This window comes from Pseudomonas sp. LBUM1647, assembly GCF_059716175.1.
Genome location: NZ_CP166809.1, coordinates 6,772,486 through 6,789,456, shown reverse-complemented (window position 1 = coordinate 6,789,456; position 16,971 = coordinate 6,772,486). Strand labels below are relative to the sequence as shown.

Genomic DNA, 16,971 nt, shown 5'->3' with positions numbered 1-16,971 from the left:
TGTCGATTGAGCAATGTCACCCAAGGAGCCCCACACCATGCACGCCATCAGTTTCATTCAAGATCTGGCAGTGATCATGTTGATCGCGGGTGTGGTGACCGTGCTGTTTCATCGCTTCAAACAACCGGTGGTACTCGGCTACATCGTCGCCGGCTTCATCATCGGCCCGCACACCCCGCCGTTTAGTCTGATCCACGATGAAGAAACCATCAAAACCCTCGCCGAACTCGGGGTGATTTTCCTGATGTTCTGCCTGGGCCTGGAGTTCAGCCTGCGCAAGCTGTTCAAGGTTGGCGCCACGGCGTTCATTGCGGCATTCCTGGAAATCGTGCTGATGATCTGGATCGGCTACGAAATTGGTCGCTGGTTCGATTGGAACACCATGGACTCGCTGTTCCTTGGCGCGATCCTGGCGATTTCCTCAACCACCATCATCGTCAAGGCGCTCAACGATCTGAAGATGAAGAACGAGCGCTTCGCGCAGCTGATTTTCGGCGTGCTGATCGTTGAAGACATCCTTGGCATCGGCATCATCGCCTTGCTGTCGAGCATCGCAGTCAGCGGCACGGTCAGTTCCGGCGAAGTGTTTTCCACGGTCGGCAAGCTCTCGCTGTTCATGATTGTCGCACTGGTCATCGGCATCCTGCTGGTGCCGCGATTGCTGGCCTACGTGGCGAAGTTCGAAAGCAATGAAATGCTGCTGATCACGGTGTTAGGCCTGTGTTTCGGCTTCTGTTTGCTGGTGGTCAAACTTGAGTACAGCATGGTGCTCGGCGCCTTCCTGATTGGCGCGATCATGGCTGAATCCCGGCAATTGCTGAAAATCGAGCGCTTGATCGAACCGGTTCGCGACCTGTTCAGTGCGATCTTCTTTGTCGCCATCGGGTTGATGCTCGATCCGATGATCCTGCTGCAATACGCGTGGCCGATTGCGGTGATCACCGTGGCCGTGGTGCTGGGCAAAATGTTGTCTTGCGGCCTTGGCGCCTTTATCGCTGGCAATGATGGACGCACCTCCCTTCGCGTCGGGATGGGGCTTTCGCAAATTGGCGAATTTTCCTTCATCATCGCGGCGCTTGGCATGACGTTGCAGGTCACCAGCAACTTCCTCTACCCGGTCGCCGTAGCCGTCTCGGTGATCACCACGTTGCTGACGCCTTACCTGATCCGCGCGGCTGATCCGCTGTCTATCAAGCTTGCCGCGGTGGTGCCGAAGCGACTGGGCAGGGTATTGGGGATGTACGGCGAATGGCTGCGTAGCATCCAGCCTCAGGGCGAGGGCGCGCTACTGGCGTCGATGATTCGGCGGATTCTGTTGCAGGTGGGCGTCAATCTGGCGCTGGTGATTGCGATCTTCTTCTCGGGTGCTTTTTTCGCCGAGCGCATGTCCGCTTACCTGCAAGACTGGATCAGCGACCCGAGCTGGCAGAAAGCGTTGATCTGGGGCGGGGCGTTGCTGTTGTCGCTGCCGTTCCTGATCGCCGCCTATCGCAAGCTCAAGGCGCTCTCGATGCTGTTGGCGGAGATGGGCGTGAAGCCGGAGATGGCGGGCCGCCACACGCAGCGAGTGCGTCGGGTGATCGCCGAAGTGATCCCGATCCTCTCGCTGCTGGTGATTTTTCTGCTGCTTGCAGCCTTGTCGGCCAGTATTCTGCCGACCAACAAGTTGCTGGTGCTGATCGTCGTCGTCGCGGCCGCTGTAGCGGCGCTGCTCTGGCGCTGGTTCATCCGCGTTCACACGCGCATGCAGGTGGCCTTGCTGGAAACCCTGGACAACCACAAGGATTCGTCCGGGCATTGACCACGCGGGGGCGTCAGGCGTCTCAGCTTTCCAGCCAGACGTCCCGCGCCCAGTGCCACACCGATTCCCAGGTTTCTTCGGCGATCAGCTCTTCTTCGGCCAACCACAGCACCACGGTGCCGTCTTCTTCGACCAGGTAGTAGTTGTCACCGTCCTGGCAGATCGGAATCATGCTGCGATCAACACCCGCATCCCAGGCGTTGGCGGCAACGTCCGGCAGGTAGGTGTGGGATTGCGGGTCGGTAACGGTTACCGGCTCCAGGCTGCCGTAGACGACGTCGCTGACGGTCAGCAAAAACTCTCTGAAGACAAACGGAATGTCGATGAACAGCTGTTCTTCGATTTCCACCAATTGATCTTCGTCGGGCAACTCCAAGGGGACCGGTACCGGTTCGTTGGCTTCACGCAGTTGTTCGATGATTTCTTCCACGTCCGGGATCCTCTTGCTTGATGGCGCGGTTTAGTTGGGGCGGTTTATACAGTAGCTCGCTATAGATGCAACCGCGAAATAGAAAACCCCGGCAAGGCCGGGGTTTTCATTACAGCATGCTTAACGCAGGAGGGATCAGCCGTTCTGGCGGATACCGGCGACCAGCCAAGGCTGGTTCTCGCCCTGCGGACGTTCCATGTTCCAGCTTTCGCTGAACACTTCGCCCTGGTCGAAACGCGAGGTCTTCGATACACCGGTGAAGGTCAGGGTGGCGATGGTCTTGTCGGCGCGATCATCCACGCCGTCCAGTTGAACATTGAGGTTATCAATGTAGGTGGACTGGAAACCGTCGCCCAGGTCGGCACGTTCGCGCTTGAGGAACTCCAGCAGTTGCGGGGTCACGAACTCGGCGATTTTGTCCATTTCGTTGGCGTCCCAGTGTTGCTGCAGGGACTGGAAGTGGTTGCGGGCCGCTTCAATGAAGTTCTTCTCATTGAACCAGGCCGGAGCATTGATTACCGGACGAGCGGCAACCGGTGCTGCCGAGCCGCCAAAGATCGAACCCATGGCCGTTGGCTTCTGCTCGAACACTTCACGCTGCATCGGTGCGCCAGCTGGAGCCAGATGCTCCTGCTGCTTGCGACGACGAGCGGCGATAAAGCGGAAGATCAGGAAGGCGATGACGGCCATGATCAGGATGTCGAAGATCTGCATGCCCTGGAAGCCGCCGCCCATGAACATGGAGGCCAACAGGCCTCCGGCCGCGATGCCGGCAAGAGGGCCGAGCCAGCGCGAAGCACCGCCGGCCTTGGCGGCAGCGCCAGCGGCACCGGCCGCGCCCGCAGTGGCGGCAGCACCACCTGCGGCAGAAGAAGGAGCCATTTGGCTGGTCTGGTGAGTCGGCGCAGCGCCGGAGCTCTTGCCGCCACCAAAGCGCTTGGCGTTGGCGTCGAGGCTCATCGTCAGGCCGATGCACAACGCCATGGCGATGCTAAGAAAACGTTTCATAAAGGGAATTCCCATTTGTGGATGGCACGCGCGCCATGTTGCACAGCTGAAGTGTTACTGGCTAGCGGCAGAGTGTTTCGGGCTTTTGCCTGACAGGTTGTGTTCAGCTTCAGTCAGCGCAATAAGGCCTGTTAACTTTGGTCCGTAGGACGAGCGGATTAGTTCTGTAGGAAGGGTGTCCGGTCGGATGAACCCTGTGGGAGCGAGCCGGCTCCGGGCGGCGTTCCGACGAAGGCCGCACCGCGGTTTGTCAGAAGCACCGCGTTATCGTTCTTCGCGAGCAGGCTCGCTCCCACATTGGCCCTCTGTTGGGCTTTAGATAGCTTCCAGTTTTGCGTAACCCAGCATCAGCCACTTGCTGCCTTCGCTGAAGTTCACCTGCACCCGAGCCTGAGCCCCGGCACCTTCGAAGTTCAGGATCACACCGTCGCCAAACACCGAATGCCGTACGGCCTGGCCGAGGCTGAACCCGGTATCCGGGATCTCGCTACCGCCAAACAGGCTGCTGGAGCTCTGCTGCTGGCCACCGCCGAACGGACGGCTGACGCTGTTGGACAGCCGCACTTCCTGGATCAGGCCTTTCGGCACTTCACGTACAAAACGCGACACCTTGTTGTAGGTTTCGCTGCCGTACAGGCGTCGGGTCTCTGCATAGGTCATCACCAGGTTCTGCATGGCCCGGGTGATGCCGACGTAGGCCAAACGGCGCTCCTCTTCAAGACGACCCGGTTCTTCCAGGCTCATCTTGTGCGGGAACAGACCTTCTTCCATGCCCACCAGGAACACGTAAGGGAATTCCAGACCCTTGGCGCTGTGCAAGGTCATGAGCTGAATGCTGTCTTCGTGCTCGTCGGCCTGAGTATCCCCGGCCTCCAGCGACGCGTGACCGAGGAACGCCGCCAATGGTGTCAGGTCTTCGTCTTCTTCAGCGTTTTCGAAGTTACGCGCAGCGCTGACCAGTTCCTCAAGGTTTTCTACCCGTGCCTGGCCTTTCTCGCCTTTTTCCGCTTCGTGATAGGCGATCAGCCCGGACTGCTCGATGACGGTCTGGGTCATCAGGTGCAGCGGCATTTCCATGCACTTGGCGGCGAGGTTTTCGATCAGCTCAATAAAGGCGCCCAGTGCGCCGGCTGCACGACCGGTCAGGCCTTTATTAGCCACCAGCAGACGCATGGCTTCCCACATCGATACATCGCTGTGACGGGCATGGTCGCGGATCGCTTCAACGGTTTTCTCACCGATACCACGGGCCGGGACGTTGATCACCCGCTCCAGCGCTGCATCGTTGCCGCGACCTTCCAGCAAACGCAGGTAGGCCATGGCGTTTTTGATTTCTGCCCGTTCGAAAAAGCGCTGACCGCCATAGATGCGGTACGGAATACGCTCACGCAGCAAGGCTTCTTCCAGAACGCGTGATTGGGCGTTGGAGCGGTACAAAATCGCGATATCACTGCGAACCAAGCCGGTTTTCAGCGCGCTTTCGATGGTTTCCACCACGTAGCGTGCTTCATCGTGTTCGTTGAACGCGGCATACAGGTTGATCGCTTCGCCTTCGCCGCCGTCGGTCCACAGCTCTTTGCCCATGCGTCCCGTGTTGTTGGCGATCAGGGCGTTGGCCGCTTTGAGGATGCCGGCGGTGGAGCGGTAGTTCTGCTCCAGACGAATGGTTTCAGCATCCGGAAAATCGTCGGAATACTGATAAATGTTTTCGATTTTCGCGCCGCGCCAGCCGTAGATCGACTGATCGTCGTCGCCGACCACCATCAGGCTGTCGCCGCCCTTGGCCAGCAGTCGCAACCAGGCGTACTGCACGGCGTTGGTGTCCTGGAATTCGTCTACCAGGATGTGGCGGAAGCGTTTCTGATAATGAGCCAGCAAGCCCGGGTGATCGCGCCACAGATCGAGGGCGCGCAGCAGCAATTCGGAGAAGTCGATCACGCCAGCGCGCAGGCACGCAGCCTCATAGGCTTCATAAATGCTGCGCATGGTCGCCAGGAACAGATCGCCGCTGGCTTGAATGTGTTGCGGACGCAGACCTTCGTCTTTCTGCCCGTTGATGAACCATTGGGCCTGACGGGCCGGCCAGCGTTGCTCGTCCAGACCCAGCTCGCGGATCACCCGCTTGACCAGTCGTTGCTGGTCGTCGCTGTCGAGAATCTGGAAAGTCTGGCTCAGGCCGGCTTCCTGCCAGTGCGCCCGCAACAAGCGGTGCGCCAGGCCGTGGAAGGTGCCGACCCACATGCCGGCCGGGTTAATACCCATCAGCTGTTCGATGCGATGGCGCATCTCGGCAGCGGCCTTATTGGTGAAGGTCACCGACAGGATGGAGTGGGGCGAGGCGTTTTCGACCTGGATCAACCAGGCGATACGGTGCACCAGCACTCGGGTTTTACCGGAACCAGCACCGGCCAGGACCAACTGACGACCCACGCGGGCAGCTACGGCCTGGCGTTGGGCATCGTTGAGGGAGTTCAGCAGAAGGGAGAGATCATCGCGCATCGGGGCATTCTAGGGTGCGCCGTCACACCGGGCAAACCGAGCTTTGCATTAGCCGATGAAAGAAGCACGGATGACGACCGGTCGGTCACTGGCTGCAGGCGTTGGCGGGGCTCGCTCCGAGGCTTTTCAGCGGGTATGGGGGTCTGCAGTTTTTGTCGATTTTATGATCTGGAGCAGTTTGGTCCGGGCATTTGCTTGTGTATGCTCCGTCGACGTTTCGGGCTCATGCTCACCATTATAAGAACAAGAACATTGCCTATGACCCTCAGCACCGACCTGTCGGGCCCCGTTGTGGAGCCCCGGGTTATCCGCAAACAGTACGCCATGGAAATGGCGGTCGAACGCACGCGTCTGCTTTATCAGGGTTCGTTACTGCCCACATTATTCATGTTGATCAACGGTCTGGTCTGCGCTGGCTTGCTTTGGAGTCCGCAGCGTTACTTCCTGGTCAGCGTCTGGCTGGTGTGGCTGTTGTCGCTGGTGGCGTTGCGGGTGATTCAAGTCGCGGCCTTCGATTCGGCGATACCCAACCGTCAGGCCCATCCGATCTGGCGCCGCATGTTTTTGCTGGGTTCGGCCATGACCGGCCTGACCCTGGCCGGCGCCGGCATTGCGCTGGTACCCGCCGATAACTTCATGCAACAAGCCTGGGTGTTCGGCCTGATCGGCGCCGCAGCGCTTTCGGCCAGTGTTGCCTACGCGGTCAGCCTGCCGGCGTTCCTGTCCTTTACCTTGCCCTGTCTGTTGCCGGCCATCGGCTATCTGTTCTGGGGCGGCGATGAACAAGATCAGGGCTGGGGCTGGTTCGGCCTCATATTGCTGGGCGCGTTGAGTGTGGTCGCCTGGCAGGTCAATCGGCTCATCGATAGTGGGCTATTGCGGCGCTTTCAGAATCAGGCACTGATTGAGCACTTGCAGCAGGCCCAAAATTGCAGCGACCAGCTCAATCAAAAGCTGGCCAAGGAAATCGACCAGCGCCGTCGTGCCGAAGACGAGCTGCGGCAAATTCAGATCGAGCTGGAAAGCCGTGTTGCCCAGCGCAGCCTGGAGCTGGACGCCGCCAATCAGGCCCTGAGCAAGAGTGAAGCGCGTCTGGCGCTGGCGTTGAAGGCCAGTGAGCTCGGGTTGTGGGACTGGAACCTGCAAACCGACGAAGTCCATCACACCCAGCTTCAGGAGCTGTTCGGCCTGGAGCCGGAATTCGTGACGGCGATGCTACGCCACCTCAAACCGCGCCTGCACCCCGATGACTTGCCGTCGCTAAAGCGCGCGCTGGTCGAGCATTTGAAGGGCCGCAGCGAGGACTACCAGATTGAGTACCGCGTGCGCCACGGCGATGGCCATTGGGTCTGGATCGAGGACCGTGGTCGAGCGGTTGAGCGCGGCGAAAATGGCCGAGTGATCCGCATGGTCGGCACCCGTCGCGACATCAGCGTCAGCAAAAGTCTGGAAGAGCAACGGCAACTGGCCGCGACGGTGTTCGAAGCTGCCAGCGAAGGCATCGTGATTTTCGATCCGAATTACGCGCTGATCGCGGTCAATCAGGCCTTCAGCCGAGTCACCGGCTATGACATTGAAGACATGATCGGACGTAACGTGGTCGAGTTGCCGTGCAGCCGCGATGCCCGCCGGCACTACGCTGCGATTCGTCAGGCGCTGGAGCAGCACGGCAGTTGGCAGGGCGAACTGGTAGAAACCCGCAAGAATGGCGAGTTGTATCCGCAATGGTTGCAACTGAACGCGGTGCGCGATGCTCGGGGAAATGTGAGCCATATCGTGGGCTTCTTCGCCGATCTATCGGCGCGGCGCGAATCTGAAGAGCGCATGCGTTACCTGACGCATTACGACGAATTAACGGGTCTGGCGAACCGTTCTCTGTTCCGCGAACGGCTAAGCGAGGCCCATCAGCGGGTGCGCCAGGGCGGTCACCGCAGTCTGGCGTTGCTGCACATCAATCTGGATCGTTTCAAGCTGCTCAATGACAGCCTTGGCCATGAAATCGCCGATCAGCTCTTGCAGAAGATGGCCCGGCGGCTGGTCAATGCGTTGCCTGAAGCAGACACCATCGCTCGCTTATCCGGCGATGAGTTTGCCGTGTTGTTCAATGCCTACGGCAACCTGTCGAGCCTGGCGCGGGTGGCGACCCGACTGTCAACCAAGCTGCGCTTGCCGATCACTGTCGATGGCCATGAACTGGTGGTTAGCGCGTCCATGGGCATCAGCATGTTGCCGGACAACGCGCGAGAAATTTCCGCGCTGGTCCATCAGTCAAATATGGCCATGCAGCACGCCAAGCACTTGGGCGGAAATAACTTTCAGTTCTACACCGACAGCCTGCAAGCCAGCACGCTGGAGCGCTTGCAGCTGGAAAATCAGCTGCGTAAGGCCATCGAAGAGAAGCAGCTAAAGGTGTTTTACCAACCGAAGCTGTGCCTCGCCACGGGTCGGTTAAATGCCGCTGAGGCGCTGGTGCGCTGGGATCACCCGACCATGGGCCGTGTGCCTCCAGGGGACTTCATCGGCCTGGCCGAGGAAACCGGGTTGATCGGCCCGATCGGCGAGTTCGTGTTGCGTCAGGCCTGCTGGCAAGCCTGTGAGTGGCAGCGCCAGGGGCTTGAACCGATACGGGTGTCGGTCAATCTGTCGGTGCATCAATTGCGTCAGGGCAAACTGGTCAGCCTGGTGCGTCAGGTGCTGGAAGAAACCGGTCTGGCGCCGCACTACCTCGAGCTGGAACTCACCGAAAGTCAGTTGCTGGACAGCGTCGAGCACATCATCGCGACCTTCCAGCAATTGCGTGATTTGGGGGTTAAGTTGGCGATTGATGACTTCGGCACCGGGTATTCGTCCCTGAGCTACCTCAAGCGCATCCCTGTGGATTACGTGAAGATCGATCAGGCATTTATCCGCGGTCTGGGGGAGGGTAGCGAGGATGCGGCGATCACCCGGGCAATCATTGCCATGGCGCACGGCTTGTCGCTGAAAGTGGTGGCTGAGGGTGTGGAGCGGGCAGAGCAGTTGGAGTTTTTGAAAGCCGAGCACTGCGATGAAGTGCAGGGTTATTTGATTAGCCGCCCTGTCGAGGCCGATGGCCTGGCGGCGCTGTTGCGTGCGGACGCGAAACCCTTGTAGGGGCTACATGGAGCGCATGTGGCGTGAAATGGGGACATCGAGTTACGCATTGAGCAGGCAAAAAGCCGATTCATGTAGTATAACTACAAGCGTGCTACATCCCCGGCACCTGCCAATAACAAAGAGTCCAGCCCTTTGAATCTGCTGCAACACATCGCCCAGTCACGCCACCTCTTACGCAAGTCGGAGCTCAAGGTCGCCGACCACGTGCTGCTTGATCCTGCGGCGGTGATGCACAGCTCCATGGCCGACCTGGCCCACAACGTGGGCATCAGCGAACCGACCATCGTGCGGTTCTGTCGCGCCATCGGTTGCTCCGGTTTCCAGGACTTGAAGCTGAAACTGGCACAGAGTCTTGCCGCCGGCGCGAGCTTCGGGCAATTCGCGATTCATGAAGACGACTCGGTCGCTGACTACAGCTTGAAAATCTTCGACACCACCCTGCACACGCTGATGGAGGTTCGCGAGAAGCTTGATCCGGTGGAGTTGCAGCGTGCTGTGTCGCTCATGTCGCAGGCCCAGCGAGTCGAGTTCTATGGCTTTGGCGCGTCGGGTGCAGTGGCGGCCGATGCCCAGCACAAGTTCTTCCGTTTGTTGCTGACGGCGGCGGCGTATTCCGACCCGCACATGCAGGCGATGTCGGCGGTAACGTTGAAACCGACCGACGTGGCGATCTGTATTTCCCAGTCCGGGCGTTCCAAGGACCTGTTGATCACCGCCAATCTGGTGCGCGAAAGCGGCGCTTCGCTGATTACCTTGTGCCCGAGCCAGACACCGCTGGCCGAACTGTCGACCGTCAACCTGGCGATCGATGTGCACGAAGACACCGAGATCTATACGCCGCTGACCTCGCGCATCGCCCACCTGGTGGTGATCGACGTGTTGGCCATGGGCGTGGCCATGGCGCGCGGGCCGAGCCTGGTCAATCACCTCAAGAGCGTCAAGCGCAGCCTGCGCAGCTTGCGGCTGTCGCCTAAATCGGTAAAAGCGCTGGACGACTGACGTCGTCGTAAGGTCGTTCCGACCTTAATCGCGAGCAAGCTCGCTCCCACATTTGACCGCGTTCTCCTGTGGGAGCGAGCTTGCTCGCGATGGCGTCCTGGAAAGCGCCGAAAATTCACATCCCTGTAACCCACCCGCCGCCAAACCGTCATCCCTCGCGCCTATCTTGAAACTCCCGTAATCGCCTTGGGAGACTCGAAATGGCCCAGCCCTACGAAGAACGCAACAGCGCCGCCAGAACCCGTCGTCAGCAGGAAGACCAGCGCCGCATGGAATTTCGCCGCGCTATCGAAGATCGCTGCGAACGTCGCCAGCTTCTGGCCGAGATCGGTGATTTCCCTGAGCTGGAGCTCAACTACTGGCAGGCAGCACCGGCAACTTCCCGTCGAAACGCTCAACCAGCGCGCTGATCTGCACCCGCTCACTGCGAATAAACGCAAGGAACGCGTGCGCCACCGGTGACAGCCGTTTCGCCTTGGCTTGCACCAGGCACCAGCTGCGGTACAGCGGCAGCTCTTCGACCGGCAACTCGATCAATCCGCCGGTCGCCAACTCAAGGTTCAGGGCGTGACGCGTCAACAGCGCCACGCCCAGACCCGCCAGCACACATTCACGCTGTGCTTCGGCTGAAGAGACTTCCTGGGTCTGGTTGAAGTGCACGCGCTTCTCTTTGAAATATTCTTCGCAAGCCAGTCGCGTCCCGGAGCCGGATTCGCGCATCAGCAGTGTGTAGGGTTCAAGATCCTGCAAACGCAGCGGGCCCATGTGGCACAGCGGATGATCCGGTGGCGCCACGGCCACGATCGGGTTGTTGAGGAATGGCAAGAACTCCAGCCCCATGTCCTGCGGCACCATGGACATGATCACCAGGTCGTCGCGGTTGTCCGACAGTCGTCGAATTACCTGCCCGCGGTTGACCACCGTCAGTTGCAGGTTCACTTCCGGATGCTGGCGTTTGAACGCGGCAAACAGATGCGGCACGAAATACTTGGCGCTGGATTCCACCGCCAGTTTCAGCTGTCCTTGCAGCGATCCCTGCATGTCTGAAAGCTGCATGTCGAGGTTTTCCAGGCGCCCGAAAATGTCCCGGCTGGCGCGTTGAAGGGCTTCGGCGGCCTCGGTCATGTAGAGCTTTTTGCCGACGTAATCGAACAAAGGTTGGCCAATCAGCTCCTCAAGTTGACGAATCTGTAGGCTCACGGCAGGTTGTGTGAGAGACATTTCATCGGCTGCACGGCTGTAGGACCGTAAATCACAGACTTCATTAAAAATCTGCAATTGACGCAATGTCATACGCATCAAGGACTTACGCATTTTATAGGCGCTCTCACCGAAGGCTGATGAATCAACTATAAGTCTTTACTTATGCCTGACCCAATAATTATTCATTTTTGTTAATCCCTTGTGGGGGCTAGTGTGGAGCTGCGACTGAATTGAAACATTTGGTCACGCGTCGACCTGTCTGGCAGGTCGTGGGTACCACCGGCTCAAGGGAACCTCCAAGTGATAAAAAAGATCCTGATCGCCAACCGTGGTGAGATTGCCGTACGAATCGTACGTGCCTGCGCCGAGATGGGCATTCGCTCGGTCGCGATCTATTCCGACGCCGATCGTCATGCCTTGCATGTGAAACGCGCGGATGAGGCCCACAGCATCGGTGCCGAGCCACTGGCCGGCTACCTGAATGCGCGCAAGCTGGTGAATCTGGCGGTAGAAACCGGTTGCGATGCGTTGCACCCCGGCTACGGTTTCCTTTCGGAAAACGCTGAACTGGCAGATATCTGTGCCGAGCGCGGCATCAAGTTCATTGGTCCATCGGCTGAAGTGATTCGCCGCATGGGCGACAAGACCGAAGCCCGTCGCAGCATGATCAAGGCTGGCGTACCCGTCACCCCGGGGACCGAAGGCAACGTCGCGGATATCGCGGAAGCGTTGATCGAAGGCGACCGCATCGGTTATCCGGTGATGCTCAAGGCGACTTCCGGTGGTGGTGGCCGTGGTATCCGTCGCTGCGACAGCCGGGAAGAACTTGAACAAGCATTCCCTCGTGTCATTTCCGAAGCCACCAAGGCATTTGGTTCGGCGGAAGTGTTCCTCGAAAAATGCATCGTCAATCCAAAACACATCGAAGCGCAGATCCTCGGCGACAGCTTCGGCAATGTGGTGCACCTGTTCGAGCGTGATTGCTCGATCCAGCGTCGCAACCAGAAGCTCATCGAGATCGCCCCGAGCCCGCAACTGACCCCGGAACAGCGCGCCTACATCGGCGACCTGTCGGTGCGCGCAGCCAAGGCCGTGGGTTACGAGAACGCCGGCACCGTGGAGTTCCTGCTCGCCGAGGGCGAGGTGTACTTCATGGAGATGAACACCCGGGTGCAGGTGGAACACACCATCACCGAAGAAATCACCGGCATCGACATCGTTCGCGAGCAGATTCGCATCGCCTCCGGTCTGCCGCTTTCGGTGAAACAGGAAGACATCCAGCACCGCGGTTTCGCGCTGCAATTCCGGATCAACGCCGAAGACCCGAAAAACAACTTCCTGCCGAGCTTTGGCAAGATCACCCGTTACTACGCACCCGGCGGCCCCGGCGTGCGCACTGACACGGCGATCTACACCGGTTACACCATTCCACCGTTCTACGACTCCATGTGCCTGAAACTGGTGGTCTGGGCACTGACCTGGGAAGAGGCGATGGACCGTGGCTTGCGCGCCCTCGACGACATGCGTCTGCAAGGGGTCAAGACCACCGCCGCGTACTACCAGGAAATCCTGCGTAACCCGGAATTCCGTAGCGGCCAGTTCAACACCAGCTTCGTTGAAAGCCACCCTGAACTGACCAACTACTCGATCAAGCGCAAACCCGAAGAGCTGGCCCTGGCCATCGCCGCCGCCATCGCCGCCCACGCAGGCCTGTGAGGAATAGAACAATGAGCAAACAAATCTACGTTACCGACACAATCCTGCGCGACGCCCACCAATCGCTGCTCGCCACCCGCATGCGCACCGAAGACATGCTGCCGATCTGCGACAAGCTCGACAAAGTCGGCTACTGGTCGCTGGAAGTCTGGGGCGGCGCGACCTTCGACGCCTGCGTACGCTTCCTGAAAGAAGACCCGTGGGAGCGCCTGCGCCAACTGCGCGCGGCATTGCCTAACACGCGTCTGCAAATGCTCCTGCGCGGCCAGAACCTGCTGGGCTATCGCCACTACAGCGATGACGTGGTCAGAGCTTTCGTTGCCAAAGCTGCAGTCAACGGTATCGATGTGTTCCGCATCTTCGACGCCATGAACGACGTACGTAACCTGCGAGTGGCCATCGAAGCGGTGAAAGCGGCTGGCAAACACGCCCAGGGCACCATCGCTTACACCACCAGCCCTGTGCACACCATTGAGGCGTTCGTGGCGCAAGCCAGGCAAATGGAAGCCATGGGTTGCGACTCGGTGGCGATCAAGGACATGGCCGGCCTGCTGACGCCGTACGCCACCGGCGAACTGGTCAAAGCGTTGAAATCCGAGCAATCGCTGCCCGTGTTCATTCACTCGCACGATACCGCTGGCATGGCAACGATGTGCCAACTGAAGGCCATCGAGAACGGCGCCGATCACATCGACACCGCGATCTCCAGCTTCGCCTCGGGCACCAGCCACCCAGGTACTGAGTCGATGGTTGCCGCCCTTAAAGGCAGCGAGTTCGACACCGGCCTGAACCTGGAACTGCTGCAAGAGATTGGCTTGTACTTCTACGCCGTGCGCAAAAAGTACCACCAGTTCGAAAGCGAGTTCACCGCCGTCGACACCCGCGTTCAAGTCAACCAGGTACCGGGCGGGATGATTTCCAACCTGGCCAACCAGTTGAAAGAGCAGGGCGCCCTGAACCGCATGAGCGAAGTGCTGGCCGAAATCCCGCGCGTTCGTGAAGACCTCGGCTTCCCGCCGCTGGTGACCCCGACCTCGCAGATCGTTGGCACCCAGGCGTTCTTCAACGTGCTGGCCGGCGAGCGCTACAAGACCATCACCAACGAAGTGAAGCTTTACCTGCAAGGCGGCTATGGCAAAGCGCCGGGCACCGTGAACGAAAAACTGCGTCGCCAGGCCATCGGCAGCGAAGAAGTGATCGACGTGCGTCCAGCTGACCTGCTCAAGCCGGAAATGACCAAGCTGCGTGGCGAAATCGGCACGGTGGCCAAGTCTGAAGAAGACGTGCTGACCTACGCCATGTTCCCGGACATCGGTCGCAAGTTCCTCGAAGAACGCGCCGCCGGCACCCTGACGCCTGAAGTGCTGCTGCCGATTCCTGAAGCAGGCGGTGTGACCTCGGCCGGTGGCGAAGGCGTGCCGACCGAGTTCGTCATCGACGTCCACGGCGAAACCTACCGCGTCGACATCACCGGTGTTGGCGTCAAGGCCGAAGGCAAGCGTCACTTCTACCTGTCTATCGACGGCATGCCGGAAGAAGTGGTGTTCGAACCGCTCAACGAATTCGTCAGCGGCGGCAGCAGCAAGCGCAAGCAAGCCACTGCACCGGGCCACGTCAGCACCACCATGCCGGGCAACATCGTCGACGTGCTGGTCAAGGAAGGCGACACCGTGAAAGCCGGCCAGGCCGTGCTGATCACCGAAGCGATGAAGATGGAAACCGAAGTCCAGGCGGCCATCGCCGGCAAAGTCACCGCCATCCACGTGGCCAAGGGCGACCGGGTGAACCCGGGCGAAATCCTGATCGAGATCGAAGGCTGAGTTAACAGCCTCGATATACCGCTTTAAACCTCGGGGGGGCATGTGCTCCCCTTTTTTTTCGCCCCGGGTTTGTGGCTTTTAGAAACTCATTCGCCACTGACCCGTCACGCCGTGGTTTCGGCTGTCGGTGCCGATCTCGCCAGTGAGGCCGACGCCCAGGGTGTGTTTTGCTGACAATCCAAGGTCCAGCCCTGCATCGACCAGCAGACTGTCACGATCCAGCGACGCACCGGAAACGGTGAAGTTTTTTCCGCCCGTCACCAATCGTTGGCGGGTATCGCTGTAGACGTCCCCGTAAGTGTGTTTCCAGCCGGCACTGAATCGCGGCGTCAGTTGCATGCCGTTATCCAGCGTGTTGAGCTTCGCCAGCCGCAGGCCGAATGTGCTGTTCAAATTGTTCTGCGTTTGACCGTGTACCTTCAGTGCCGCTGCGCCACCTTTTTCCGTATAGGTGTCGCGCTGATAGCGTTGGTAGCCCAGGCTGGCAAACGGTTCGATGCTGACGTTGGCCTGGCCCAGGTTGTAACCCAATTCCGCAAAGGCCTGCTGGGTGTTGGCATCGTAACGGCCTTCGGGGCGGTCGCTGAAACCTTTGAAGGCAACCCGGCGTTTAGTGCTGCCGTCGTGACTGCTATAGGTCGCGCCCAGGCGCAGGGACATTGGTCCGTTCTGGCGCAGGGCATAGGCCCCCAAGTGCCAGCTGTCGAGGTCGCCATCGAGTTCGCGGCTGTCCAGACGCGTTTCGGATTTGCCGCCCATCACCCCGATACGCCATTCCTCATCGATGCCCCAATCCGCTCCCAGCACCAGGCCGTGGGTTGTGTGTTTCAGAGCGTCGTAGTCGCGATCCAGCGTCCCGCCGTGCCCCAATGCTTGAAGCCAGACTCGGCCATTGTCTTCGCTGCCGGCGGCCAGGCGTGGCCCATTGCGCTTGGTGGAATTGCTGTAGCTACTGGCGCTGTCCAGCTGACGCATGGCCGAGAGCATGGTCGCGCTGATTGGGCTGTCACTGTTCAGGGTCGCCTTCGCAAGGTTGGCGTTGTTGCCGCCGGCCAGCTGTTCGATGGCAACAGATGCCGTTTGTTTGTCAGCGCTGAGCAGGGCTGCGACTGCAGCGTTTGTGGGGCTGGATGCCTTTGGCGCTGTGGCGACGGGATTGGTAGCTGGGGGTGGAGTTGAGGCTGTGACGGGCTTGTCGGTGGTGGGTGGCGTTGCGGCTGTCGATGGAACTTCAGGGGTAGTTGTCGGTGTGGAGACCGGAACGGATGTGTCGGAGTCTGCAGGTGGATTCGGGGCTTCAGCGACGGAGGGTCCTTGAGGTATGTCCGTTGGCTCTTCAATGCTTTGGGCTACTTCCTTCCCGTTATCCGTGGTTGCGACACTCTCGATCGCCACATCGTTACGGACGAGGATCAGGTTGACTCTCTTTTCTTCGTAGTCGAGCTTGGGCGATAAAAAGGCAAGGTTATTGATGACTTTCCCAAATTCCCCTTCGACTTTACTGGCAGCAAGAATGTTTTTTTCGCTGATTAGCGGGTAGTCACCCGGTGCTGCAACGATGTTCAGTGTGGCGCCGCCAAGGCTGGCCGTGCCACCGACTAATATCATTTCACTTTTGCGGTCGGCATTGACCTCGTAGGTTAGCTCGGCAGTTTTGGAGAGATTCAAGTCACCTTCGATATTCGGTGCTCCGTGCAAACCGTCGACAGAAAGATTTCCGTTTACCTTCAGAGAACCCGTTAAACCGTTGCCCGCAAAAGCACCTTTTTCATTGATAACGACGTCGCCTTCGATAGTTCCTGGGTTATGCAGGAAACCTCCTGATTGCACGGTCGCGTCGCCGCCAATCTTTCCGTTGTTGACAAGCGTTCCTTGGGTCAACGCCCCACCCTGGATATGCCCATTATTTATTAGCGTTGCTTTTGAACGTATCAAGACACCGGTATTGAAATCACCGGAACCATTCATGGTCCAAGTGCTTCGTTTGAGCTCCAGGCCTTCAAAACGACGACTCTCGCCTAACGTGCCACCGCTCGCGGTATCGAGTTGCAGGAAGTTGACACCGTCACCACCGTCAATCAATCCGGAAAGGACTCCGCGGCCAGACACAATGACCAGATCATCTCCATCGCCGAATGTCCGATCAACACCATCCGCCGCTTTGTTGATGGGAATCTTGTTGGTGGTGGGGTCATTTATAAATGCGTCCAGCGCCGCTATGAGCTGCTCCGGCGTTGCACCCGAACGAATGGTGTCATCGATGGATACTTGCTGGGCAAGCGAAATTTCAGCGCCACCCAGCGCAAGCGCAACGGCCAGCGCCAGGTGTTTTGGTCGGTATTTATGTTGAACGGACATCG

At 59.2% G+C, this 16,971-nt stretch carries 11 protein-coding genes; 6 read left to right on the top strand and 5 right to left on the bottom strand.

Going from position 1 to position 16,971, the window contains the following annotated elements:
• Positions 1-37: 37 nt before the first annotated feature.
• Positions 38-1,801, top strand: a complete 1,764-nt coding sequence (locus ACA059_RS31395) for a cation:proton antiporter (protein ID WP_497632184.1) — start codon at positions 38-40, stop codon at positions 1,799-1,801.
• A 22-nt stretch (positions 1,802-1,823) separates the two neighbouring features.
• On the opposite strand, the gene ACA059_RS31390 is transcribed toward ACA059_RS31395, so the two are convergent.
• The 3 genes from ACA059_RS31390 to uvrD form a co-directional block, all read right to left on the bottom strand.
• Complete coding sequence (locus tag ACA059_RS31390; RefSeq protein ID WP_008156656.1) at positions 1,824-2,231, bottom strand: SMI1/KNR4 family protein; 408 nt, start codon at positions 2,229-2,231, stop codon at positions 1,824-1,826.
• A gap of 135 nt (positions 2,232-2,366) precedes the next feature.
• Positions 2,367-3,239, bottom strand: coding sequence for a Tim44 domain-containing protein (locus ACA059_RS31385; protein ID WP_497632183.1), 873 nt, complete (start codon positions 3,237-3,239; stop codon positions 2,367-2,369).
• A gap of 315 nt (positions 3,240-3,554) precedes the next feature.
• The gene (uvrD, locus tag ACA059_RS31380) at positions 3,555-5,738 is read right to left on the bottom strand and encodes a DNA helicase II (protein ID WP_497632182.1); all 2,184 of its coding nucleotides are present in this window, start codon (positions 5,736-5,738) and stop codon (positions 3,555-3,557) included.
• Positions 5,739-5,996: 258 nt separating this feature from the next.
• On the opposite strand from uvrD, the gene ACA059_RS31375 reads away from it, so the two are divergent.
• The 3 genes from ACA059_RS31375 to ACA059_RS31365 all read left to right on the top strand — a co-directional run bounded on the left by ACA059_RS31375 (position 5,997) and on the right by ACA059_RS31365 (position 10,282).
• Complete coding sequence (locus ACA059_RS31375) at positions 5,997-8,870, top strand: EAL domain-containing protein (protein ID WP_497632181.1); 2,874 nt, start codon at positions 5,997-5,999, stop codon at positions 8,868-8,870.
• 135 nt (positions 8,871-9,005) lie between these two features.
• The gene (gene hexR, locus ACA059_RS31370) at positions 9,006-9,872 is read left to right on the top strand and encodes a transcriptional regulator HexR (protein ID WP_008156648.1); all 867 of its coding nucleotides are present in this window, start codon (positions 9,006-9,008) and stop codon (positions 9,870-9,872) included.
• A 200-nt stretch (positions 9,873-10,072) separates the two neighbouring features.
• The gene (locus ACA059_RS31365; RefSeq protein ID WP_046044971.1) at positions 10,073-10,282 is read left to right on the top strand and encodes a PA3496 family putative envelope integrity protein; all 210 of its coding nucleotides are present in this window, start codon (positions 10,073-10,075) and stop codon (positions 10,280-10,282) included.
• Here ACA059_RS31365 and ACA059_RS31360 read toward each other — a convergent pair.
• Complete coding sequence (locus ACA059_RS31360; RefSeq protein ID WP_497632180.1) at positions 10,224-11,186, bottom strand: LysR family transcriptional regulator; 963 nt, start codon at positions 11,184-11,186, stop codon at positions 10,224-10,226. The two genes, ACA059_RS31365 and ACA059_RS31360, sit on opposite strands and share 59 nt — an antisense overlap.
• 189 nt (positions 11,187-11,375) lie before the next feature.
• Here ACA059_RS31360 and ACA059_RS31355 point away from each other — a divergent pair, with 189 nt between their 5' ends.
• Together ACA059_RS31355 and oadA are read left to right on the top strand one after the other, a co-directional pair.
• Complete coding sequence (locus tag ACA059_RS31355; RefSeq protein ID WP_008156643.1) at positions 11,376-12,791, top strand: acetyl-CoA carboxylase biotin carboxylase subunit; 1,416 nt, start codon at positions 11,376-11,378, stop codon at positions 12,789-12,791.
• An 11-nt stretch (positions 12,792-12,802) separates the two neighbouring features.
• Complete coding sequence (gene oadA / locus ACA059_RS31350) at positions 12,803-14,611, top strand: sodium-extruding oxaloacetate decarboxylase subunit alpha (protein ID WP_497632179.1); 1,809 nt, start codon at positions 12,803-12,805, stop codon at positions 14,609-14,611.
• Positions 14,612-14,689: 78 nt separating this feature from the next.
• On the opposite strand, the gene ACA059_RS31345 is transcribed toward oadA, so the two are convergent.
• The gene (locus tag ACA059_RS31345) at positions 14,690-16,969 is read right to left on the bottom strand and encodes an autotransporter outer membrane beta-barrel domain-containing protein (RefSeq protein WP_497632178.1); all 2,280 of its coding nucleotides are present in this window, start codon (positions 16,967-16,969) and stop codon (positions 14,690-14,692) included.
• Positions 16,970-16,971 lie beyond the last annotated feature (2 nt).

Bases quoted from the DNA above. Each gene is read 5' to 3' on its own strand.
- ACA059_RS31395 (WP_497632184.1), top strand. From the start codon at position 38: ATGCACGCCATCAGTTTCATTCAAGATCTGGCAGTGATCATGTTGATC.
- ACA059_RS31385 (WP_497632183.1), bottom strand. From the start codon at position 3,239: ATGAAACGTTTTCTTAGCATCGCCATGGCGTTGTGCATCGGCCTGACG.
- uvrD (WP_497632182.1), bottom strand. From the start codon at position 5,738: ATGCGCGATGATCTCTCCCTTCTGCTGAACTCCCTCAACGATGCCCAA.
- ACA059_RS31375 (WP_497632181.1), top strand. From the start codon at position 5,997: ATGACCCTCAGCACCGACCTGTCGGGCCCCGTTGTGGAGCCCCGGGTT.
- ACA059_RS31365 (WP_046044971.1), top strand. From the start codon at position 10,073: ATGGCCCAGCCCTACGAAGAACGCAACAGCGCCGCCAGAACCCGTCGT.
- ACA059_RS31360 (WP_497632180.1), bottom strand. From the start codon at position 11,186: ATGCGTAAGTCCTTGATGCGTATGACATTGCGTCAATTGCAGATTTTT.
- oadA (WP_497632179.1), top strand. From the start codon at position 12,803: ATGAGCAAACAAATCTACGTTACCGACACAATCCTGCGCGACGCCCAC.
- ACA059_RS31345 (WP_497632178.1), bottom strand. From the start codon at position 16,969: ATGTCCGTTCAACATAAATACCGACCAAAACACCTGGCGCTGGCCGTT.